This window comes from Vibrio sp. ECSMB14106 (assembly GCF_000972265.1).
GTDB lineage: Bacteria > Pseudomonadota > Gammaproteobacteria > Enterobacterales > Vibrionaceae > Vibrio > Vibrio kanaloae.
The window spans coordinates 26,180-49,752 of the sequence record NZ_LAUM01000023.1 but is presented as its reverse complement, the minus strand read 5'-3'; the positions used below and the strand labels follow the sequence as shown (position 1 = coordinate 49,752).

17 protein-coding genes are annotated in these 23,573 nt (G+C 42.7%); 10 read left to right on the top strand and 7 right to left on the bottom strand.

The window, feature by feature from the left end:
* Window positions 1-247: 247 nt before the first annotated feature.
* Together serC and WR49_RS15445 are read right to left on the bottom strand one after the other, a co-directional pair.
* Window positions 248-1,342 (bottom strand): 3-phosphoserine/phosphohydroxythreonine transaminase, encoded by a 1,095-nt coding sequence (serC, locus tag WR49_RS15450; RefSeq protein WP_046224607.1) that lies wholly within the window; start codon window positions 1,340-1,342, stop codon window positions 248-250.
* 161 nt (window positions 1,343-1,503) lie between these two features.
* A complete protein-coding gene (locus tag WR49_RS15445; protein WP_017057548.1) occupies window positions 1,504-2,766 on the bottom strand; it encodes a DUF945 family protein in 1,263 nt (420 codons plus the stop codon).
* Window positions 2,767-2,949: 183 nt separating this feature from the next.
* Here WR49_RS15445 and WR49_RS15440 point away from each other — a divergent pair, with 183 nt between their 5' ends.
* The 3 genes from WR49_RS15440 to WR49_RS15430 all read left to right on the top strand — a co-directional run bounded on the left by WR49_RS15440 (window position 2,950) and on the right by WR49_RS15430 (window position 6,155).
* On the top strand, window positions 2,950-4,893 hold the full coding sequence (locus WR49_RS15440) for an ATP-binding protein (protein ID WP_046224606.1): 1,944 nt from the start codon (window positions 2,950-2,952) through the stop codon (window positions 4,891-4,893).
* Window positions 4,886-5,383, top strand: coding sequence for a response regulator (locus WR49_RS15435; protein ID WP_017057550.1), 498 nt, complete (start codon window positions 4,886-4,888; stop codon window positions 5,381-5,383). Before WR49_RS15440 ends, WR49_RS15435 begins: the two co-directional genes overlap by 8 nt.
* 229 nt (window positions 5,384-5,612) lie before the next feature.
* On the top strand, window positions 5,613-6,155 hold the full coding sequence (locus WR49_RS15430) for a hypothetical protein (RefSeq protein WP_017057551.1): 543 nt from the start codon (window positions 5,613-5,615) through the stop codon (window positions 6,153-6,155).
* Between the two features lie 131 nt (window positions 6,156-6,286).
* On the opposite strand, the gene WR49_RS15425 is transcribed toward WR49_RS15430, so the two are convergent.
* Complete coding sequence (locus WR49_RS15425) at window positions 6,287-6,868, bottom strand: TfoX/Sxy family DNA transformation protein (protein WP_017057552.1); 582 nt, start codon at window positions 6,866-6,868, stop codon at window positions 6,287-6,289.
* A 355-nt stretch (window positions 6,869-7,223) separates the two neighbouring features.
* Between WR49_RS15425 and WR49_RS15420 the strand changes: the two genes are divergently transcribed.
* The 7 genes from WR49_RS15420 to WR49_RS15390 all read left to right on the top strand — a co-directional run bounded on the left by WR49_RS15420 (window position 7,224) and on the right by WR49_RS15390 (window position 15,379).
* Entirely contained in the window at window positions 7,224-8,144 is a 921-nt protein-coding gene (locus tag WR49_RS15420) for an HDOD domain-containing protein (protein ID WP_046224605.1), read from the top strand.
* Window positions 8,145-8,198: 54 nt separating this feature from the next.
* Entirely contained in the window at window positions 8,199-9,104 is a 906-nt protein-coding gene (locus WR49_RS15415) for a lysine exporter LysO family protein (protein WP_046224604.1), read from the top strand.
* A gap of 173 nt (window positions 9,105-9,277) precedes the next feature.
* The gene (locus WR49_RS15410; protein ID WP_017065407.1) at window positions 9,278-9,805 is read left to right on the top strand and encodes a hypothetical protein; all 528 of its coding nucleotides are present in this window, start codon (window positions 9,278-9,280) and stop codon (window positions 9,803-9,805) included.
* 118 nt (window positions 9,806-9,923) lie between these two features.
* The gene (gene panP, locus WR49_RS15405; RefSeq protein ID WP_046224603.1) at window positions 9,924-11,567 is read left to right on the top strand and encodes a pyridoxal-dependent aspartate 1-decarboxylase PanP; all 1,644 of its coding nucleotides are present in this window, start codon (window positions 9,924-9,926) and stop codon (window positions 11,565-11,567) included.
* A gap of 359 nt (window positions 11,568-11,926) precedes the next feature.
* Window positions 11,927-12,781, top strand: a complete 855-nt coding sequence (locus tag WR49_RS15400; RefSeq protein WP_017057557.1) for a MurR/RpiR family transcriptional regulator — start codon at window positions 11,927-11,929, stop codon at window positions 12,779-12,781.
* Between the two features lie 450 nt (window positions 12,782-13,231).
* Window positions 13,232-13,495, top strand: coding sequence for a GrxA family glutaredoxin (locus tag WR49_RS15395; RefSeq protein WP_009847069.1), 264 nt, complete (start codon window positions 13,232-13,234; stop codon window positions 13,493-13,495).
* 201 nt (window positions 13,496-13,696) lie between these two features.
* The gene (locus tag WR49_RS15390) at window positions 13,697-15,379 is read left to right on the top strand and encodes an aspartate:alanine antiporter (protein WP_017057558.1); all 1,683 of its coding nucleotides are present in this window, start codon (window positions 13,697-13,699) and stop codon (window positions 15,377-15,379) included.
* Between the two features lie 220 nt (window positions 15,380-15,599).
* Here WR49_RS15390 and fabV read toward each other — a convergent pair whose 3' ends face one another.
* The 4 genes from fabV to WR49_RS15370 all read right to left on the bottom strand — a co-directional run bounded on the left by fabV (window position 15,600) and on the right by WR49_RS15370 (window position 23,536).
* Window positions 15,600-16,802 carry an enoyl-ACP reductase FabV gene (gene fabV, locus WR49_RS15385; RefSeq protein WP_046224602.1) on the bottom strand — a complete coding sequence of 401 codons (1,203 nt, stop codon included), beginning with the start codon at window positions 16,800-16,802 and terminating at the stop codon, window positions 15,600-15,602.
* A 209-nt stretch (window positions 16,803-17,011) separates the two neighbouring features.
* Complete coding sequence (locus WR49_RS15380) at window positions 17,012-19,294, bottom strand: acyl-CoA dehydrogenase (RefSeq protein ID WP_046224601.1); 2,283 nt, start codon at window positions 19,292-19,294, stop codon at window positions 17,012-17,014.
* 55 nt (window positions 19,295-19,349) lie between these two features.
* Complete coding sequence (locus WR49_RS15375) at window positions 19,350-19,979, bottom strand: TetR/AcrR family transcriptional regulator (RefSeq protein WP_046224600.1); 630 nt, start codon at window positions 19,977-19,979, stop codon at window positions 19,350-19,352.
* 461 nt (window positions 19,980-20,440) lie between these two features.
* A complete protein-coding gene (locus tag WR49_RS15370) occupies window positions 20,441-23,536 on the bottom strand; it encodes a VCBS domain-containing protein (protein ID WP_046224599.1) in 3,096 nt (1,031 codons plus the stop codon).
* Window positions 23,537-23,573 lie beyond the last annotated feature (37 nt).

The following is a 23,573-nucleotide window of genomic DNA, read 5'->3' as shown; positions in this document are numbered from 1 at the left end:
GATTATATTAATCGTAGTAAATAACTGGTCACCCTAGCTTGTTAAAGCGCTCGATAACTGCGTTGAAATTTTTGATTATAGAATAACTATTTATCGAAAAATCCGCCCTGGTTCTCAAGTCTTTTTCTTACGCTATTTCGGAATACTCACTGTAATTGGTATTAATTACCATAAGAACTACGATAAATATTTGAAACATATAAAAACGCCGCTTACGCGGCATTTTTATTCATTTCACGTAAATAAATTAAGCATATTTCTCTTCAAAATCTTTCATGAAGCTCACCAATGTTTGGACACCTTCCAATGACATTGCATTGTATAGTGATGCTCTCATTCCGCCTACAGCTCTGTGCCCTTTTAGCGACTTCAAACCAGCAGCGTCTGCCAGCTCTAAGAACTTCGCATCTAGCTCAGGTTTCGCTAGTTGGAATGGTACGTTCATTCTTGAACGGTTTGCTGTGTGAACGTCGTTCTTATAGAAATCAGAATCATCAATCGCGTTGTAAAGTAGTGCCGCTTTTTCTTGGTTAACACCTTCCATCGCTTCAACCCCCCCCTGAGCTTTCAGCCATTTGAAGACTAGGCCAGATAGGTACCAAGCGTAAGTTGGTGGTGTGTTAAACATAGAATCTTTTTCAGCAAGCACTTTGTAGTTGAGAATGCTTGGCAATACTTCGTTCGCAAGCTCGAGCAGATCATCACGCACGATAGCGATGCAGATACCCGCAGGGCCAATGTTCTTTTGCGCGCCAGCATAAATAACACCATATTGAGACACATCAATCTTGCGAGACAAGATATTCGATGACATGTCTGCAACGATAGGCTTGTCAGTTTGTGGTAGCTCACTGATCTCAATACCGTCGATGGTTTCATTTGGACAGAAGTGAACATACGCCGCTTCTGGGTCGATTTTCCAATCTTTTGCTGGAATAACAGCCGCTTTACCATCAATCGATGTTTTGGCATTAAATACATCAATTTCACAATACTTACTTGCTTCAGTCACTGCACTTTCGGCCCAGTAACCCGCGTCAATGTAAGTCGCCTTCGTCGCGTCACCTAAAAGGTTTAGAGGCACAGCTGCGAATTGAGCACGAGCGCCCCCCTGACAGAAAAGCACTTTATAGTTGTCTGGAATGTTCAGAAGATCACGTAGGTCTTGCTCCGACTCATCAGCAACTTGAATAAACTGCTTGCTGCGATGGCTGATTTCCATAACGGAAGTCCCTAAACCATTCCAATCAATAAAATCAGCTTGCGCCTGTTTCATTACCGGTTTAGGAAGTGCCGCTGGACCAGCACTAAAATTGAATACGTTATCTAATGTAAGTTCCATGGGGATGATTGCTCCTGCTAAATAATAACTAAGCAATTAATACCATGTTTTCTCCAACATAAAAACAACAAAAGAGGTCTTAAGACCTCTTTTGTTTCGTACATTATCAAATGTTTAACTTATCCCGCTAGATCACCCACCAGTAATAAGCTCAACTGTTTTTATTGAACAAAAACTGGCATAAGAAGTGCGATTAATGGGATTTCTTGCCCATTTTCAAACACTAGATTTCCATTTTCTAATTCAGCGCTGATTTCATAACCACTATCGGTTTCCTTGATCATTTCCATCACAATCAATTCATCGATACCCTCACGGATGAATGGGTACTCTTCAACCAGTTCATATGAGAAGCTCGAGTGAATATTTCCCGTCAATGCTGGCAGAATTGTCGAAGGGTTATTGCTAATGTTCTCTGTCCCTTCAGGTACGCTCACCAACCAGTTTGATTGAAAATCCCCCTTGCCTAGAGCTAATGACATATTATTCATTGAGAGGTCGAAACCTTTAGCAAACAATATATCGATAAATGGAATGATCTTCGAAACGTCTTCTTGAGTCAAAACAGGACTCGATTGGTAGATCTCAAAAATTTTCTCAAACGACTGACTATCCAGTTTCGACATTTCAAAATCGACGTTTAAGTTATTGACTTGCCCATCATTGGTCTCAAGATTTTCGACACCCAACTTCAAGTTACTGCGCAGTCGCTTAGTCTCTTCATCTAAATGAGATTCAAAGTCGTACTGTGAGTTTTCTATGGTCATGAACGGTTGCATGGTTGAATCTGAAACCAAAAATCGATCTACAGTAAAGCTCTGTGAACCCAGCCAGTAGCCTTGCGCTTGTTGGCCAGAGCCTGTGCCCTTGAGATTTGATAGTGTCGCTTCTTCACCTGTTTCAAAATCAATTTGTACAGAAGGAACAGAAAGCGTGTAATCAACCTGACCTAACACGGTAGCATGGCCAGATAACGTAGACTTAGTGATGGATACAGACGTACCATTTTCACCAGAACCTTGGTGGTTGAACTGGTCCAATTCAAAATTAAAATCTGTATTACCGTTGAGCTCAGTGCTAGTCGTCAGAGTTAGAGGCAAAGTTTCTAAGTTCTCAAGCGTCGACAACGCATTCAGACTCACTAAACCGTGGCTGACCGAACTGTTGACCACGAACTCACTCGGCAGCCCATCAAGCGCTAGTTGCTGCTTCAGGTTATCATCGGTCACTGTTAGACGAGTCTTAACATTAGAAGACAAGTATCCCCTATCATATTCGACTATTTCAGCCAGAATACTTGAATTGTTAAGTTTTGCGACACCATCAGTAATAGCATTCTGCCCAATTTGCCCAACCGCCAGCGGCCAACAAAGTGCCAATGAGATTGCTCCGCCAATTGCACCAATTTTTCTTAACTGTTTCATGAGTTCTCTTCTACGCTAGTCTGTTTTTTTTCAGTCTACCCCATCAGTAGCCAACAAGGAACATTGAGTTAAATCAGTCTATTGCTAGATACCTCAACCCACTCAACAAATTAACGTCTAGCTCTCATCCTTATTCAATAGTTCTTGTTAAGCTAAAAGCATCACTACTACAAAGGTTGAGCTGTGAATCAATACGCTGTTATTTGTTTGGACAATAATCCAGTTAGCATTGAAAGAATACATTCGGAGTTAGCTCCACTGTCTTCGGTATTCGACATTTATACTGCCGAGAACATAGAAGATGCGTATCATGCATTACAAGATATCGGTGACAATCACCAGACAGTTGCCCTAGTTATTACTCATCATCACTCTCATTTTAATGGCGTACAATTTCTTATTGAAATTGAGCAACTGCCTCACAGTAGTATCGCAAGAACAATATTAATCAGTGCTTCGTCAGAGATTCAATCAATTCTGACCGCGGTGAATGAAGGTCGGCTCAATCACTGCCTGACCAAACCAGTTCAAGATCAAGTTCTATTCAAGTCAGCACAAAAAGAACTGACTTCTTTTGTAATCCAATACGACTCCGAAAACCTCCTATTCTACAGCGACACGTTAGACCAACAGCGTCTATTGAGAGCTCACATCGAACAAAAAATTCATTCGTTCCAATCCGGATTTATCCACGATTATCATCAGCTTTCAGATAATGCTTTAGCAGAGCGTGTCGTCAGTGCCTTGCAAGATATATTCTCTATCGAGGATAAAACCAAAGCTATTCGGGAGTACTCGCCGGAACATTTACTTACTGTAGAAGGTGAAGACAATTGCTTTTTATGGTTGATCATTGAAGGTCAAGCAGCGCTCTACAAAAAGGATGAGTTAGGACAACAACGAGAAGTAGTACGACACTCCAAAGGCAATATTGTCGGTGGTATGTCTTTTGTGACTGGTGAACCTTCGTTCTCTACAGCGATAACCCTAACCCAAACACGAGTGATTAAGCTTGATAAAGATAGCTTTGCTCAGGTTATGCACTCAAATAATACCCTACTGCCGTTATTTACCAATCTGCTGTTGCGTCACTTCAATCGACGCTTACAACGAAGCATCACTAATAAGATCAAGCTACAGCAAACGTTGGAGTCACTGGAATCAGCCCACCAGCAATTGATTGAAAAAGAGAAGATGGCGATGCTGGGGCAACTTGTCGCAGGTGTTGCTCATGAGCTGAATAACCCGATTGCAGCGATCTTGCGAAGTATTGAAACTCTGTCGGAGCATCTCGACCATATACTCGAAAATTCATTACTTCCAGAGTCAAATAGAGGTACTGATGTATTAACGTATTCAAAGCTAGCGAAGCCACTATCTACGGCGCAAGAAAGACTGCTTGTAAAACACCTTACATCGACTATCAATGATCGTGCTTTAGCCAAAAAAGCCGTGAGGCTCAACCTAAGTCAAGATTTGACGTTTTTAGACACTCTGAAAGACGCCCCTATTGCAGGTAAAGAACTACTTAATGACTTAGAGCATTACCACTATGTTGGGAATTCTATTCGCTCCATCCAAGTGTGTAGTAAACGTATTGCCGATATGGTGAAAAGCTTAAAAAGTTATGCCCGCGAAGATAATGAGATTCATCACTACGCGGATATCCATGAAGGGCTTGAAGATACGTTAGTGATTTTTGAAAACCGACTCAAGCATCACAAACTCGAAAAGCACTACGATACAGACTTACCACCTTTGTTATGCCAATCGCTTGCGCTGCAACAAGTGTGGACTAACCTAATCTCCAACGCGCTCGATGCCCTTTCTGGCACTGGTAAAATTACCATTACCACTTCTCGACAGGAAAAAGGCGATGATAGCTTTTTAGTGGTTAGAATATCGGATACTGGGCACGGTATTGCCAAAGAAGACATCAATACTATTTTTACCCCAAACTTCACCACCAAAAAAGAAGGTAACTTTGGTTTAGGGATTGGGTTGTCCATTTCACAACAAATCGTTTCGGCTCATCAAGGATTTATGTTGGTGGAGTCTGAGGTAGGAAGCCATACCACCATGCAAGTGTGGCTTCCGTTCAAACAAAAAGGAGCACCTCATGAATAAGTACCTAATTTTATGTGTCGATGATGAACCAGAAGTTCTCAATAGTGTCCTTCAAGATCTGGCTATGTTTGAAGATAACTTTATCGTTGAAGGTGCTGAATCGGTAGATGAAGCCAAGCAAGTGATTGAAGAAATGGCTCAAGACGGCATTAAACTCGCCTTAATCTTGTGTGACCACATCATGCCAGAAAAAACCGGAATCGACTTTCTCATAGAACTCAACCACCAAGATTCAACTAAGGCTACACGAAAGCTTTTGCTCACAGGGCAAGCAGGCCTTGAAGATACGGTAACGGCTATCAATAATGCGGCACTTGATTTCTATATCTCTAAACCTTGGCAAGGTGATCAACTCAGAGGCACCATTACTCAACAACTTACCGATTTTGTAATCAAAAACGACGAACAACTGTTAAACTGGACTTCCATCTTAGATACAGAACGTATACTCACCTCAATGTCGGATAAACGCACAAGTTTTGGTGAATAGCATTTAGAATTTGATGGTTAGCTTTCAAATTAAAGAGAATAACGCCATAAATATGAGATCTCAGTAGCAGAGTATCACTAAAAGTGATTGTTTTTTATTCGAATAACAAATGATTGGCATTTTTATGGATTACTTTTCCGTGAGTTAGATTAAACTATCTTGATGTTTATGGTTTGCCTGATTTTTCTCAAACCAAAGGAATTAACACTAATAAAGGTTTACGATCGTTATGCGCAAAATACTACTTACTACCGCTATGCTATTGGCTTCTAGTCAAGCGCTAGCTGTCGATGAACAACCACAAGTAATGAGCAACTTCAGCTACGATTACTTCGAAGCACGTATCGGTGCTAGCCCAGTTACATTTGGTGGTGCGTTCAGTAAGTCAATCCATCCGAATGCTCACGCTGTGGCGCGTATCGATTCAGAATTTGAAGGCGATTACGACTCAGCTGTAGGTCTTGGTTTCCACGCACCAATCAACAACTGGGCTGATCTAACAGGTGAAATGCTAGCGCGCATCGTTCAGCCTGAAAATTCAAGCTCTACTGATATCGGTATGGAGATCAACGTTGGTGTTCGTCAATGGCTTGGTCCACAACTAGAGGTTGGTGGTAAAGGTGGTTACGTTTCTATCGATGACAACGATGATTGGACAGGTTCTGTTTACGCACGTTTCCACTCTACTGAACTATTCTCTATCGGTGCTGAAGCGCGTATCAACGACTTCTACGGTGATCAGGTAATGTTCACTACTCGTTTCAAGTTCTAAAACTCAACGAGCCAGCTCCAATGAGCACTTACTTTTCTTATTAGGAAGGTTAAGCCAGAAACAAAAAAACCGAGGACATTCCTCGGTTTTTATTTATTTACAGTAATCTTAAGCATATAAGGAGGGTTTCTTTAATGGCAGCTCTTTAATAATTGCTGCTTGCGTGGCTCTTGCAACAGCTTCCAATGGATACCATCAATTGCACCTGCAAATTTCCAAAGTAGTTTTAAGTCAACATCATTTCCGTACGCTTTGCGAACCTTATTAAACACTTCAGGCGCACCCAACTGCATAAACATTGAAACATCATCCACACCAGCTTTTTTCACCATACGTTCTAGTGTAAGTTGCATGTTGGGCAGATCTCTTAACCTGCGGCTCGCTGAAGATTTTTTGAAACTACGTTGCTGTATTGAATTATCGATTGAAGTACGAATAATGCTATCCAATTCAGGATGTTCACATGTAAACAGGTCAGTAATATCGTAATAATTTACCGTTGCTATTGTCTGCTTTTTAACATGGCGATATTTTTCACAATCAAGGTCCGTCAGTTTTTTATCTAATGAATTACCACCTCTAATGAATAAACAACCTCCTGTCAATAAAGCGAACATAGCGTCGTTTTGAAAAAGGCCAAGACCTCCAAACATAGAACGTTTTTGATGTTTGCCAAATTGATTCACGTAGTTAATAAATGCTGTCTCTGTCATTTCCGTTGATCCTTAATCAAATTACCCCGATTAGGTTGATCACCAGACAAGCAGCTTTTTATGCGAAAAATTTAAATCTATCTATTATAGTTAGGTGAATATTATAGTTGCGTTTTCCACCTTTAAATAAATGATACTTTGAAAAGAAAAATAAGTCTGGACCTAGTTCACATCAATCCAATATGCATTCGCTTTAATCATGATTGACATCACAATAAACTATCGAGCTAAGCTTGAATCTTGACGTTCCGTGATACATCGGTTCAAGTTTCTGGAGTTTATATGATCCAATCAGTATTGCCTCGCAGCATCGCGGCTTGTAAAATGGTATGACATACATAGGGTTACTTCTTATATGAATCATTTATCGTTTTTCTGGCTACCACAAAATAAGGCTCTTCTCTTAAAGGGTCTGGAATCAGAGTTTGCTCAACTTGTTGGACATTCTATCTCAGCGGGAAAAATAACACTTCCTCCTATCCCTAACGTTGTACTGAAGATTCAAAAGCTGTGTACCCTTGAATCAACGGGGATTAGCGAAGTTGCCGAGTGCTTACTTGAAGACCCAGGCCTCACTGCTATCGTGATTCGTGTCGCTAACTCAGTCGTCTTTAACCGACGCAACATTACTTGCGTCGATATCATGACGGCGGTATCGCGTCTTGGCATATTAAGAGTACGAGACATCGTTACTGCACAGGCTATTGAACAACTCAAGCATTCCGTAGATCTAAGTAAAGAGTGTAATCAGTTGTTGGTTCAGAGTGCTTCTGTATCCAAAGAGCTAGGCGCCACTATGGTACTAGTGACTAACGGATTCAAAGCGCTTTCGCCTGTTGAATATCGCTACCTTGAGCACGAGAAATCATTGCTTGTTGGGTTACTGGCCGACATCGGCTTGTTCTGCTTGGTTAATGAATACCACCTCTATCTCGAAAACGGCAACTACCTAGACCATGACATTGCCCTACAGATCTTCCAAGGCCAATGCTCTGCAACCAGTAAACTGGTACTTAATCGTTGGGGTTTTGACAGTGATTTCATCGATGTGTGCAGCAATACCATCAATAACCACGAACAGCGTGAAGTGTCTTACTTGGATATTGCACGAATCGCTAACCACCTGCTGATGTTTAGAAACAAGGATGAGAACATCGATGATCACGAAGTTGAACTAAACGTAACAGGTGCAGAGGTGCTTTATAAATTAAGCAACTTGAGCAAGCATGATTTTAATGCAAAGCTAAGCGACGTGATCAATACTAGCGGCTTCTAAGTCACTGTTAAATTACAAGTAAGTGTAATATGAAGTAAATGCAATGGGGAAAGCATGTTTACAGGGATGATCTTTATATTTGCGCCACTCGTCGTGGGGTATCTTTTTGCAATTTCGAACGCTCAGACATTAGAATTTATCAACCGCTCAACATCGCGGTTGATCTACGTGATTCTGGCGTTGATGGGACTAAGCTTAGCCGCCCTCGATAACCTAGGCAGTAATCTGCAGACAATCCTTCTATATACCGTCACTTTCTTTGTCTGCTTAAGCGTTTGTAACCTAATGGCACTGCCCGCTATTGATAAGTTATTGCCACTCAAAACCGACAGTAGCAAGAAGAAGCTTCCCCTCTCTTCTATGGCGATGGAATCTGCCAAACTCATCTTAGTGGTGGGTTCAGGGCTAATCGCTGGCTTAGTGCTGCCTATTGGCCTTGATTGGGTTGATACCGCAAGCGAATGGATTTTGTTTGTTCTCCTGTTCTTTATCGGCATTCAACTGCGTAATAGCGGACTCACACTTCGTCAGATCTTACTCAACAAGCACGGCATGGTTATCGCAATCACCATTATCATCACCTCAATGTTAGGTGGTGTAATCGCGGCTTACATCCTAGATATCCCTCTGTTCAAAGCCTTGGCAATGTCTTCCGGATTTGGTTGGTACTCTCTGGCTGGTATCTTAATGGGTGACGCCTTTGGCCCTGTCTATGGTGGCGCTTCTTTCATGCTTGAACTGTTAAGAGAGTTAGTTGCCTTGGTACTGATTCCAGTGCTGATTCGCAGTTATCCATGCTCTTCCATTGGTTATGCTGGTGCGACTGCGATGGACTTCACCCTACCGGTCATTCAAACAACAGGCGGCGTTCGATGTGTGCCTATCGCTATCGTCAGTGGCTTTATCCTCAGTTTGCTTGTTCCGATATTGATGTTGTTCTTTGTATCTCTTGCTAACTAGATCGCAGGAATAGCGTTTGTTTTAGATTAGAATGCAACTCGAATACCAATGCCCAAACACCGATACAGTTACCGAAATAAAAAGACACTAAGTGTCATTGCTCAACAAATAACGATCACGGTAACCTGTAACGACAAAGTTATAAAAAGAATAAACTTACAAAAGGAACCACTATGAAACGCCTTTGCGTCGCATTACTGCTAGCTTCAACTTCTACTTTCTCTTTTGCAGCAGATTCAATGTCTGAGACAAACCAGTGCCAAGCAAAAAAATATGATGCGTACATCGACGCTTCTTTGAATTGGTATGCCGACCTTGCTGCATTAACCTCTGAGCAGTATCCAGAGCTAACAGAAGTGAGTGAGTGGTTCCTAGAAGGTCGTAAGCACCACTTTGAGCTGAATCGTGCTGCGGTTAACTACTACCTTGTGAACGATTCAAGCAAAGTGGCAACAGAGCAGCCTGTAGAAGGCTGGTTGCAACTTGAGCAACACGACATTAAAACGCTATCAACACGTGATGATGAGCTTGGTAAAATCGCGAAAACAACGTTCGATGACCGCCAATCAACGCCTCACGCTCAAAACTACGAACTACGTTCTGCCTTTGCAGAGCTGCTTAGTCACCCTAAGCAAATCGACTCAGCGCTACAGCGTTACAACCAGTCGATCAGTAAACTTGAAGCGATTAAGTGTAAATAACCCCGCATTTAATATGCTTTTTTGAAAAGTTGGATTTCATAATTAAGACGGGACATTGTTCCCGTTTTCGTTTAGATTATTCCGCTCGCGTCAATATTAGAAAAATAACTCGCTTGCTATGGTTACGGAACAAAAAACAGCAGATGTTAGCTTCGACAGTCTTCTACGTATCTTCACGGTACCGGAAGGCCCAGATTCAACACTCACTCAAATTGAAGACAAACTTTCACGAAACCTGAATCAGTTCTTACGTGAACATATTGTGGCTGAAGAAAAGCCGCTACGTGAAATTGAGAAAGATTTTTCAAATGCTCATATCCCAGAGCAACCTGAGTTTGTTTCAGAACATACTGAGCATCTCCTAGATTCTCTCGTGTCTCATTCGGTCCATACGTCGTCGCCAAGTTTTATTGGCCATATGACGTCTGCGTTGCCGTACTTCCTGATGCCGCTTTCTAAAATCATGATTGCGCTGAATCAAAACCTAGTAAAAATAGAGACCTCCAAAGCTTTCACTCCCCTAGAGCGTCAAGTTCTGGGCATGCTACATCGCTTGATCTATCAAGATAATGACCAGTTTTATTCTCGTTGGATGCACAGCGCAAACCACTCTTTAGGTGCGTTTTGTTCTGGTGGTACCATCGCGAACATTACGGCGCTTTGGGTTGCACGTAACAACGCACTAAAAGCGCAAGGTTCGTTCAAAGGTGTGGAAAAAGAGGGCTTGTTTAAAGCCATGAAGCACTACGACTACGAAGGCCTTGCCATCTTAGTCTCTGAACGTGGTCACTACTCTCTGAAGAAAGCTGCAGATGTGCTTGGTATTGGCCAAGAAGGTTTGGTATCGGTTAAAACGGATAACGACAACCGTATTTGCACTGATGACCTGAGATTGAAGATCGAGCAGCTCAAGCAGAACAAGATCAAACCTTTTGCGGTCATTGGTGTAGCTGGAACAACCGAAACCGGTAATATCGACCCGTTAAGGAACATTGCAAAGGTGTGTGCCGAATCCGATTGTCATTTCCACGTTGATGCGGCTTGGGGCGGTGCGACTCTGATGTCTAACAACCATCGTCATCTGCTTGATGGTATTGAACTGGCAGATTCAGTTACGATTGATGCGCATAAACAGCTTTATATACCTATGGGTGCTGGCATGGTTTTGTTTAAGAAGCCAGATGCGATGACGGCGATTGAACACCACGCTCAATATATCCTGCGTAAGGGCTCTAAAGACCTAGGTAGCCATACTCTAGAAGGCTCTCGATCCGGTATGGCGATGCTAGTGTATGCTTCGATGCACATTATTAGTCGACCTGGTTATGAGCTACTTATCGATCAAAGCATCAACAAAGCACGCTACTTCGCCGACCTGATTAAAGAACAAAGCGATTTCGAGTTGGTATCAGAACCAGAGCTTTGCCTACTAACTTATCGCTACATACCTGAATCAGTAAAAGCTGCACTGCTTAAAGCGGAACCAGAACAACGCGTAGCATTGAATGAGTTGCTTAATGAACTCACCAAGTTTATTCAAAAGAAGCAACGTGAAACAGGCAAATCTTTTGTATCTCGAACTCGCTTAAACCCTGAAGTTTGGGCACATCAACCGATCATCGTTTTTCGCGTAGTGTTAGCGAACCCATTAACGGGCAAGGAGATTCTCTCTTCAGTGCTTGAAGAACAGCGTGAAATCTCTAAACTAGCGCCTAACTTAATGGGCAAAATCACTAAACTCATTGTGCAAATAAGCGCATAGCCATTCAATTTTAGTTGCATCAAATTGAAAATTTCTTTCTTTTTGATGTAACTAAGCTGTCAGTTCATACTTAAATTGCATTCTTTTTGCTCAAACCCTCTTCCAATTCTGTAGTTTTCTAAAATTTTGTTGAGGTTTGTCATATTCTTAAGCATTCGTGCCGTGTTTTTGTATTAGTAAATAGTATGTTGGGTTTATACTGACTCTACGGTGCTAGTTAGCTTGATATCTATTTGATGCAGCAGTATTTACAATACCGAATATAAGTCTGGTTTTGTCATTACGGATATTTGTTTCAGCCATACCCCCTGGTAAAAGATATTAACTAGCAAGTTGTTCTCTATACCCTTGTGAACACTATGAATACATTAGAAAAAATACAAAAAAACCTGGAAAATTTCAGCAAGTCTGAGCGTAAAGTAGCCGAAGTAATCATGGCTTCCCCTCAAACTGCAATTCATTCTAGCATTGCTACCTTAGCTAAAATGGCTGACGTGAGTGAGCCTACAGTTAACCGTTTCTGTCGTCGTTTAGACACAAAGGGTTTCCCTGACTTCAAACTTCATCTGGCTCAAAGCTTGGCGAACGGTACACCTTACGTGAACCGCAATGTTGAGGAAGATGATGGCCCAGATGCTTATACCCATAAGATTTTCGAATCGACGATGGCCTGTCTGGACGTAGCTAAAAACAGTTTAGATGCGATGCAAGTCAACCGCGCAGTTGACTTGTTGACTCAAGCAAAACGCATTTCGTTCTTCGGACTGGGTGCTTCTTCTGCCGTCGCTAAAGATGCTCAAAATAAGTTTATTCGTTTTAATATCCCTATTACGTGTTTCGAAGACATCGTGATGCAACGAATGAGCTGCATTAACTGCAGTGACAACGACGTCATCGTACTTATCTCTCATACTGGCCGTACAAAGAGCCAAGTTGAGATCGCGAATCTAGCTCGTGAAAACGGTGCAACCGTTATTGCTATCACAGCAAAAGATTCTCCTTTAGACAAAGCAAGCTCGCTTTCGATTTGTCTGGATGTTCCAGAAGACACTGACGTTTATATGCCAATGGCAAGCCGTGTTGTCCAAATGACGGTTATTGATGTGTTAGCGACAGGCTTTACGCTTCGTCGTGGCTCTGGTTTCAGAGAGAACCTAAAACGCGTTAAAGAGTCACTGCGTGATTCACGTTACGAGAAATACTCTCAGTTCTAAACTGCTAAGACAGGAACTGAACACAAGTTGAACTAAATAACGGAGCCTAGTGCTCCGTTTTTATTGGTTTTAATAGCCCTTACACGAGATGAATCAACTTTATACAATTAGGTAGTCGAACTGTAACCCTTCACAGTCACAAGCGCTCTAATGTAAAACCAGTAACCAATAGCACTTTGCAGCCATATTGATTAAACAGAGACAATGCAGATCCATCTCCAAAAATAACCTTTGATGATGGAGCATCATTCATGGAAAACAACCACAATCTTTTTTATGAACATTATTTGCTCTGATAGACAAAACCTATTGTATTAAGAGGCAATTCCATCTTTATTTCCCTAATGCATTAAGGCATAGTTGGATTCAAGAATTTTGAGTCATATTCATTTAAGAATAGTTGACGTATTTTAGGTTAACGAGCCTCATCCCGTATTTAGGAGAAATGAAATGTTTGTAGTTATTTTTGGTCGCCCTGCTTGCCCATTTTGTGTCCGCGCAAAAGAGCATGCTGAAACTCTTAAAGCTAAGCGTGATGACTTCAACTATCGTTATGTTGATATTCATGCTGAAGGCATCAGCAAAGCAGACCTAGAAAAAACAGTAGGTAAGCCAGTAGACACAGTGCCACAAATCTTCATCGATCAAGACCACATTGGTGGTTGCACAGAATTTGAAGCATACGCAAAAGAAAACCTAGGTCTTTTCGATTAAGACTCTGTTTAGTTATAACTAGTTTTCTAGCATATTTCTCAGCCCGCAATTGTTTGCGGGCTGTTTTATTTCTGACCCAAGCTAAGTAGAAGTAAATTTAAAGTAAAAAGGCAAAATACCGCTTATAATTTATTTATATTTAGATACAATTCACCTCTGTAACTTACCCCTGTGTTCCACGCCAATTATTGAGCGACCACTGTGAATATCGACGTTGTTTTTTTGCTAGAACAAAACCCTATCCTTCTCATCTTTGTTGTTTTGTCGATTGGCCTTGCCATTGGCAAAATTCGATTTGGTAGCCTCCAACTTGGCAACTCTATAGGTGTGCTTATAACTTCCCTGATCATGGGGCACCTTGGTTTTTCCTTTAACGCAGACGCTCTCACCATAGGTTTTATGCTCTTTATCTATTGTGTAGGTATTGAAGCAGGACCAAACTTCTTCGGTATATTCTTCAGAGACGGTAAACATTATCTCATTCTAAGCCTCGTGGTGCTTTCTACCGCGATCGCATTAACCTACTTCAGCAGCCACTACCTTGGTCTTGGGTTTGGTTTATCTGCAGGTATGATGGCGGGAGCCTTGACTGCAACACCAATCTTAGTAGGAGCTCAAGACGCTCTGAATTCCGGGCTTGCAGAAATACCAAGGAACATGGATTTAGGCCTGATCATTGAAAACCTTTCTGTCGGTTACGCAATGGCTTACTTGGTTGGCTTGATCAGTATGATTATGTTCGCCCGTTTAATTCCAAAGCTTCAGAAAGTAAACCTGCACGATTCAGCAGAGCAAATAGCTCAAGAGCGTGGCCTGGGTTCTTCAGGGCAACGTAAGGTTTACCTTCCAATTATTCGTGCTTACCGTGTGGGACCAGAACTTGTTTCGTGGACAGGCGGTAAGAACCTGCGTGAACTGGGTATCTATCGTCAAACCGGCTGTTACATCGAGCGTATTCGCCGTAATGGTATCCTTGCCCACCCTGATGGTGATGCCATTCTGCAAGAAGGAGATGAGATTGCTTTGGTTGGTTTCCCAGACAGCCACGCGCGTCTTGACCCGAGTTTCCGTAACGGTAAAGAAGTTTTCGACCGTAACCTTCTTGATCTTCGTATCGTAGAAGAAGAGATCGTCGTTAAGAGTGACAGTATCGCGGGTAAACGACTGTCGGACCTGAATTTGTCTGAGTATGGCTGTTTCCTAAACCGAGTAGTAAGAGCTCAGATTGAGATGCCAATGGACTTAAACATTGTGCTTTCTAAGGGTGATGTATTACAAGTCAGTGGTGAGAAAAGTCGAGTCCATGGCTTAGCGGAGCAAATAGGCTTCATCTCAATCCATAGTCAAATGGCAGACTTGATGGCTTTCTGTAGCTTCTTCATTCTGGGTATTTTATTCGGCTTGATCACAATGACATTTGGTCAGGTTTCATTTGGGTTAGGTAATGCTGTAGGCCTTCTTCTATCAGGTATCATGCTTGGGTTTTTAAGAGCTAACCACCCTACCTTTGGCTACGTTCCTCAAGGGGCGTTAAACATGGTCAAAGATCTTGGCTTGATGTTCTTTATGGTTGGTATTGGCTTAAGTGCTGGTGGAAAGATGTTTGAGCACATAACTCAAGTAGGTCCCCAGGTGATCGGTATCGCTCTCATAGTAAGTGTACTGCCAGTTTTCTTCGCTTACTTAGTTGGCGCTTACGTCTTGAAAATGAACCGTGCTCTGCTGTTTGGAGCCATCATTGGCGCACGAACCTGCGCCCCGGCAATGGACATAGTCAATGGCCACGCTCGCTCAACCATCCCAGCACTAGGTTACGCAGGGACTTACGCGATAGCGAATATTTTGATGACCCTAGCAGGTACTTTTATCATCATCATTAGCTAGCGTCTGAGACTTTAAAGACAATCTAGCTTAGATATTTCGAATGCACTCGTTCATTTTGGGTTAGTGCATTTTTTATTACTTCTTCTCTTTCACTTGCTCTTAAATCTCTTCGCATCTCGCAACTCGAATTCCCTATCTGACCTTTACCTCTTTACTCAAACAACAGACAAAAAAATAGGCGCTCAATGAGCGCCTATTTCATTTGAACCGATTGTTGGGATTAGATGTCAGCTACATCAAACTCAACCGCTGGGTTAACGTCAGCTTCGTAATCCACACCTTCAACACCGAAACCGAACAGCTTCAAGAACTCTTCTTTGTACTCTACATAGTCAGTCAGCTCTTTTAGGTTTTCAGTTGTGATTTGAGGCCATAGGTTACGACAATGCTCTTGAATGTCGTCACGAAGTTCTAGGTCATCTAGACGTAAACGGTTTACTTCATCAACTTCTGCTGCGCTGCCATCTTCTTTGTATAGACGTTGGCTGAACATACGGAAGATCTGTTCCATACAACCTTCGTGAATACCTTCTTCACGCATCTTCTTGAACACCATAGCGATGTAAAGAGGCATAACAGGAATGGCAGAGCTTGCTTGAGTCACAACAGACTTAAGAACAGCAACGTTTGCAGTGCCGCCAGTTTGGCCTAGTTTCTCGTTAAGCGCTGATGCTGCACGATCTAGATCCATCTTAGCTTTACCTAGTGCGCCATCCCAGTAGATTGGCCACGTTAGTTCAGTACCGATGTAGCTGTAAGCAACCGTCTTACAACCGTCAGCTAGAACACCCGCTTCAGAAAGAGCGTTGATCCAAAGTTCCCAATCTTCACCGCCCATTACTGTAACAGTGTCTTTGATTTCTTCTTCAGATGCAGGCTCAACACTTGCTTCAATGATGGCGTCTTTGTTGGTATCAACCGCTGTTGATGTGTACGTTTCGCCGATAGGTTTTAGAGCTGAACGAATCACTTCGCCAGTCTCTGGCATTTTACGCACTGGAGATGCCAGTGAGTACACAACCATATCGATTTGACCTAGATCTTCTTTGATCAGATCAATTGTTTTCTGTTTCGCTTCGTTAGAGAAAGCATCGCCGTTAAGGCTTTTTGAATACAGGCCTTCTTCTTTAGCTAACTTGTCGAACGCTGCTGAGTTGTAAAAACCAGCTGTGCCAGGTTTTTTCTCAGTACCGGCTTTCTCGAAGAAAACACCGATAGTTGAAGCGCCGCCACCAAATGCAGCCGCAATACGTGAAGACAAGCCGTAGCCACTTGAAGAGCCAACAACGAGTACACGTTTAGGTGCGTTTGCGATTGGGCCTTGAGCTTTTGTGTAAGCTATTTGTTCTTTTACATTAGCTTCACAACCGACTGGATGTGTTGTAGTACAGATGAATCCGCGAATTCGAGGTTTGATGATCATATTCAACTTCCTTAAAAAATCAGGTTAAGGATAAGAGTTTCGTGCGCAAATGGCATCTAATTTCTGTAAAAATGTGGTGAAAATGCAAGTGGTTGGAGCACTCAACTGATATTTGCCGACTAAGTCACCATTTGTTAACGCTTCTATTGCGACTTCTACGACAAAAACAAAAAAGGCACCTGATTAGGTGCCTTTTATCATTTCGTTATCTAAGCAACGCTATTTAGCTTAGGTTTTAACTCTTTTCGCGTCAAAGTTTCACTAAAGTCATGACTGAAGTGGTCAACTTGAATCGCTGTGTAACGCAGTTTATCAGCAGCAACAATTTGGTCGACTTCTTCTTGCGTTAGAACATCGGCAGCAAGTGCTTGAGCCAGTTTGTCTGCCAGCAAGCCTTTACGAGCCACTTTGCCTTCTTTCACTGCTTTGAAGATTTTACGCTCCAGAGGCTTAATGCTGTACATTGCATTGAAAGCGTTCTCCATAAGGCCAACACTATCATCCTCTTCCTTGCCGATGTAGCAAAGGTGAGTCAGACGTTCACGGTGTGCTCCCGGAGTCATCAAGCTCTCTGCTAGTTGAACTGTTAGATTATCACTCGGTTTTTCGAAGTGGTTACCAACAGGGAAAACTAGACCTTTAAGTACCTTACCAACCATCTTGTTCGGGAAGTTACGGTACGCTTCTTGTAACGATTTAGCCGCGTTGTGGAAACAGTGTTGAACCGCGTAATGTACGTAGTCTAGGTCAGCTTGTTGACGACCTTCGTCTTCATACTTCTTAAGCGCAGCAGACGCCATGTATAGGTAACTTAGACCATCACCTAAACGTGCAGAGATAAGCTCTTTACGTTTCAGTTCGCCACCTAGTGTCAACATTGCGAAATCCGCACTGACTGCAAGCGCACGGCTTAAACGAGTCAGGTCTTGGTAGTAAGGTTTTGTTGGGCCGCTCATGTCGGCTTTAATGAACTTAGAGCCTGTTAGTGCCGCACCAAAAGCGCCGAAGGTGTTTTTAGTTGCGTGTGAGATGTGCTTGAACAATAAGCTATCAAAGTCTTTTGCACCTTGCTTCTCGTCTGGGTTCGCTGCCGCTTCCATTTCGCTCAATACGTATGGGTGACAACGTGTCGCACCTTGACCGAAGATCATCAGGTTACGAGTTAGGATGTTCGCACCTTCTACTGTGATAGCAACTGGAATACCTAGGTAAGGCGCAGCCAAGTAGTTCATTGGGCCATCTTGAATTGCACGACCTGAGTGGATATCCATCGAGTCATTCAGAATAGTACGAGCCATTTCTGTCATGTGATACTTCGCGATTGCCGTTACGATACCCGGCTTCTCTTTCATATCAAGTGAAGTGGTTGTCAGTGTACGAGTCGCTTCTAATAGATACGTTAAACCACCAATACGGCCTAAGCTCTCTGCAACACCTTCAAATTTACCAATCGACATACCGAACTGCTTACGAACATAAGCGTACGCACCAGTCGTTTTCGCGGTTAGGTGGCCCATCGCCGTGCCCAGTGCGGGTAATGAGATACCACGACCTGCAGACAGACATTCCACCAGCATACGCCAGCCTTTACCTGCGTAATCTGCGCCACCGATTAGCCATTCCATAGGAATAAATACATCGTGACCGCGTGTTGGACCATTCATAAACGCAAGACCAAGTGGGTCATGACGCTCACCAATCACAACGCCTTCGTGGTCAGCTGGGATAAGCGCACAAGTGATACCAATGTCTTCTTTGTCACCCAGTAGTTTTTCTGGATCGTGTAGTTTGAAAGCCAGACCAAGTACCGTTGCCACTGGTGCTAGCGTAATGTAACGCTTATTCCAGCTAAGCTTGATGCCTAGTGTCTCTTTGCCTTCGTACATTCCCATACATACCGTACCGACATCAGGGATACCACCCGCATCAGAACCTGCTTCAGGGCCGGTTAATGCGAAACATGGAATATCTGTACCGTCAGCAAGACGCGGTAGCCAGTAGTCTTTCTGATCTTGAGTACCGTAGTGAGACAACAGCTCACCAGGACCAAGAGAGTTTGGAACCATGACCGAAACCGCAGTACTGATACTGCGAGTCGCAATCTTAGTTACGATAGTCGAGTTGGCGTGTGCTGAAAATTCACGACCGCCGTACTCTTTCGCAATAATTAGCGAGAAGAAACGCTCTTTGCGTAAGAAGTTCCACACCTCCTCAGGAAGGTCTCGATCTTCTTTTACGATTTGGTGGTCATCGAGCATAGCAAGCAACGTTTCAAGTTCATTATCCATGAACGATTGCTCTTCTACTGTCAGCTGAGGTTTTGGGTATTGGTGCAGCTTAGTGAAGTCTGGTTTACCAGAAAACAGCTCTCCGTCCCACCACACGCTACCCGCTTCCATCGCTTCTTTTTCGGTGTTAGATAGTGGTGGTAGTACTTTTTTAAAGAGTTTAAAAGCTGGGTCACTTACCCATTTTTGTCTTAGAGAGCTCATAGTTCAGATCCTTTTGTTCACTATATTGGTTGTGAATATTTCGCTTTTTATTGTTTTATTCTTCTGCTGACATGCCAGCGGCTAAATATGGAATAAGAATATCGACCACTGCCTTAGCATCTATCTTTCTGTCGTAGTCATTTTCTGCAATTTCTACCAGAGCCTGACTTGATGCCATGGTGAATACACAAGTCCCTAAGGTGAAGTGTAATCGCCAAAATAGCTGTTCTTGAGTGAGGTTCGGATTCGCCTTCATTACTGACGTCGTAAATAAAGAAAGTACTTCGCTATAACGAGTAGTAATGAACCAACGCAGATGCCCTTGCACATCCGTATAGCCTCTGCCGATAAGTAACATGAATCGGCTTGTACCATTAGGCCTAACATCATTAAGGGCTCTTAGTGGTTGTCTTAAAGACTCAAACACATCATTCATTGAATACGTTTCGTCCAAGTTTAAGTTCACCAAAGCGTCTTGCAGTGCTGGCATAAACGCCTCTAAATAACGATTGAGAACCGCACGAACCAAAGTTTTCTTATCGCCAAAGTGATAGTTCACTGAAGCTAAGTTGACATTCGCTTTACTCGTAATCGTGCGTAAAGAGGTGTCATTAAAACCGTGCTCAGCAAATAAGCCTTCAGCCACATCTAAGATTTTGTCTTTGGTTGTACTTCTTGGTGCCATTTCAATCACTCGTATTAAACAACTGTTTGAAATATACGCTTAGTACATTTATTTAACAAGCAAGCAACATCACATTTTCACAAATTGGTCGTACCAGTTAATAAAACTCAGCACTAACCGCTTGAATCGATGTGTGTTTACAAAAAAAGAAAAAAATAATGAATTTTCTTGGAACTGAAATGGAAATGGAAGGTCATAAATTAGGTAGAAAACAGAGTATTTAGAAGTTTAACAGGCCGTCAAACTTGTGCTTCTCACTGCTTTCTTAATTACTGCATTTTCCTTATTAACTCCTAGACTTGTATCCGCCCAAACCACGTTGGTTTGGGCTTTTTTTTGATTTTTAGCACAAAAGATTATGGCTCGATGAAAAAGAAAGCCTCCAAATTGAAGGCTTTCTTCTCTTACTTAACGTTGTTGCGATATTGACTTAACTGATTGTTATTTAAATTAACGGTTACTTAAGCTGCATCGTTTTTGATAAGTTCTCCCAATATCGCGAGATCATTACCAAGGTCAACTGAAGCCCCCATGTCCGTTGTAATTCCTTCTATGATTATGGTTTGAGCATCACCCCCACCATTAATTGGAATAGACAGTGCAATATCTTCACCATCAACCGTCACCTCAATCATACTAAGTAACTCAGCCATTTGAGTTTCATCTTGTGGATCTTCAATGAGATCATTCAGGTCAATTAAATCACCTACGCCACTAGTATAAAGATCAAAGCCTTTAATGATGTCGGTACCGTTATCGATCGCAGAGTCTAACCAAGTAAAGATGTTGTCCTCACTATCACCAATCAATAAATCATTGCCAGCAACAGCAAACAGCGGTTCGTTACTCGCAGCACTAATCACGTTATATAGTTGTGGCTCTTCAGTATCAACGGTCACCGTTTCGACCGTGCTTTCAGCGCCACTTGAATCTACGGCGACATAGTCAAACTGAGGGTCATCGGTTACAGTCTCGTTACCTTGAACATAACGCAGCTCCCAGTTACCACCCGAAGATGAAAGCTCCATACCCACAATAGGATTACTTGGTGACGAGTAGCTGAACTCGTAAAGAATCTGCTGGTTTCCTGTATCGCCTTCGTCTTTTTGATATTGCTCGCTAGCCGTTGTCCCGTCAGCAAACGTGTAAATAACTTCAATATGTACGCTGCTGTTGGTATTAAACTCTCCTCCCATACCATCTAATCCAAAGTGAACGACATCAAGCGGGTTGTTGGTAAAGTCGATGATCAAGGTCTCCTGCATGTTCATACCTCTACCATCAGTATCACCAATCCCATAACCAACATGAGGCTGCTCACCTTGATACTGCTTAAGTGGCTTGTCATTATTATCTTCGATAGTTAATGTAATGGTATTGCCGTTGGCTAAGGTGATCAGTCTTTCTGTTGGAGATACCGCCACTCCCCAATTATGGAAGCCATCGACAAGGTCAGGCATGTCCTCAGGATCGCCACTGAAGCCCATTTCAAACAACTCTCCAGCCCCAGCGACAAAACTAATATTATTTGGAACAAACAGCACGCCGTTATCCACATCAGACTGCACTATCTCTCTCGTGACTCCATTTTCATCCGTATAAAGAAGCGTGCCACTGGTTGGTAGAGTATTAATACGAACATTTAAAGGGATCTCATTGTAATCATCTTCTATGTCTGAGATGTAATCTGGCATGCCACCATCTTCAGAGTCGAACAGAATAGGAATAACGGCGTCGTCATCATTGACCACCACAAAGCTCGTTGCTTCAGGAGCATCGTTAACACCATTGATCGTTATTTCGATAACATGTTCAACACCATCAATTGCGGTGACCACATAATTCTCAATAACTGTATCGTCGTCACCTAGGTATTGAACGGCATCATTATCAACCACGTAACTCCACGCCCCCTCAGGTGTGATAGTTAACATACCCAGTGCTAATGCATTGGTAGAACCCACCGGTGTAAACACACCATTAGGCTTAAAGGCCGGCATATCATTAGTATCAACATCGGAAATCGTGAGAGTACCCGACGTCATGAGTTCGTTTGTCTCTAAGTCGACATTCAAGTCTTCGGTCACTTCTCCAGTATCAGAGTCACCTTCACCAACGGTAATTTCAGATGGATCATCCGCACCATTGATGGTAATCGTGACTTCGCTTGTTGTACCGTCAATTGCAGTAACAGTGTAAACCTCGGTAACGAACTCATCGTCGTCAAGGTATTGCACATCATCGTTGTCCACGACGTAAGTCCATGCTCCATCATCGGTTATGGTCAACATACCCAACGCGGTCTCATTGGTCGAACTTTCCGGATTAAACGTTCCGTTGGGCTCAAAAGCCGCGACATCATTGGCATCAACATCTGTAATGGTAAGTGTCCCAGAGGTCATCAAGTTATTGCTTTCTAGATCAACATCTACATCCTCTGTTACTTCTCCCATATCCGAATCGCCTTCACCAACGGTGATTTCCGACGGATCATCCGCACCATTGATGGTAATCGTGACTTCGCTTGTTGTACCGTCAATCGCAGTAACAGTGTAAACCTCGGTAACGAACTCATCGTCATCCAGGTACTGCACAGCATCATTGTTGACGACATAAGTCCATTCTCCACCCGGAGAAATAGTCAACGCTCCCAACGGTGATTGATTCGTCGACCCCTCAGGTTCAAAATCGCCATCAAGCAAGAAGGTCGGAGTTTCATTATCGACATCAGATATTGTGATTTGACCCGATGTCTCGAGCTGATTTGTCAGTTCATCAACGTTAACATCTTCTGTTACGCTTCCCGAGCCATTAGTAGCAACAGCAAGGTCATCTGTACCAATAATAGTTACGTTAATCACTTGTTCTCCCCCATCGGAGGTTTGAACAGTAATGGTATCTTGAATTTCCTCACCTTCAGAGAGTTCGTTGAATGGGCTATTGGCAACAAAGGTCCAAGTGCCATCTTCGTTTATAACAAATAAACCTAGTCCATTTTCCCCTTCTTCTTCTTTGGCCAGAAAAACAACATCTGGTTGGTCGGTAGTCAGAACTCCCCCAGTTTCAATTGGTTCATCTAGCTCAAATTCAAATACATTAGTTTCTCCAGAGACAAGCACCAACGCAATAATGTCAAACAACGCAATACTTTGGGTCTCTGATAACCCTTGCGACTCAAAACCTTCCGTTTCAAAGTTAGTTTGAGCGAGAGTCTCTGCACCAGTTCGTTCTATTCTTCCGCTGTTGGTTAAACTCGAACCTTGCTCACCGGCTCCAGTATCAAATTCTTCTCCTAATTCAGTTGGATCAAACCCTTCTTCGATAGCACGTTGTACTTGAGCGATCGCATCATCAGTATCTAGCACATTTTGTTGGCCCTGGTTATCTACAAAACGTGCAGAAACACTTGGTACACTCTCTTCACTAGTATCAAAACTGATAATTACGTCGCTAGCGGCTGGTTGTTCGCCCGGAGACAAACGTCTAACTTGGCCTTGAGCGTCGAGCACTACACTCCCGCTAGCAAGACCTAGTATATTTAGGTTGATATTTCCCATATCTAAGTTCCCACTTCCTCTACCCAGAACACCCTCA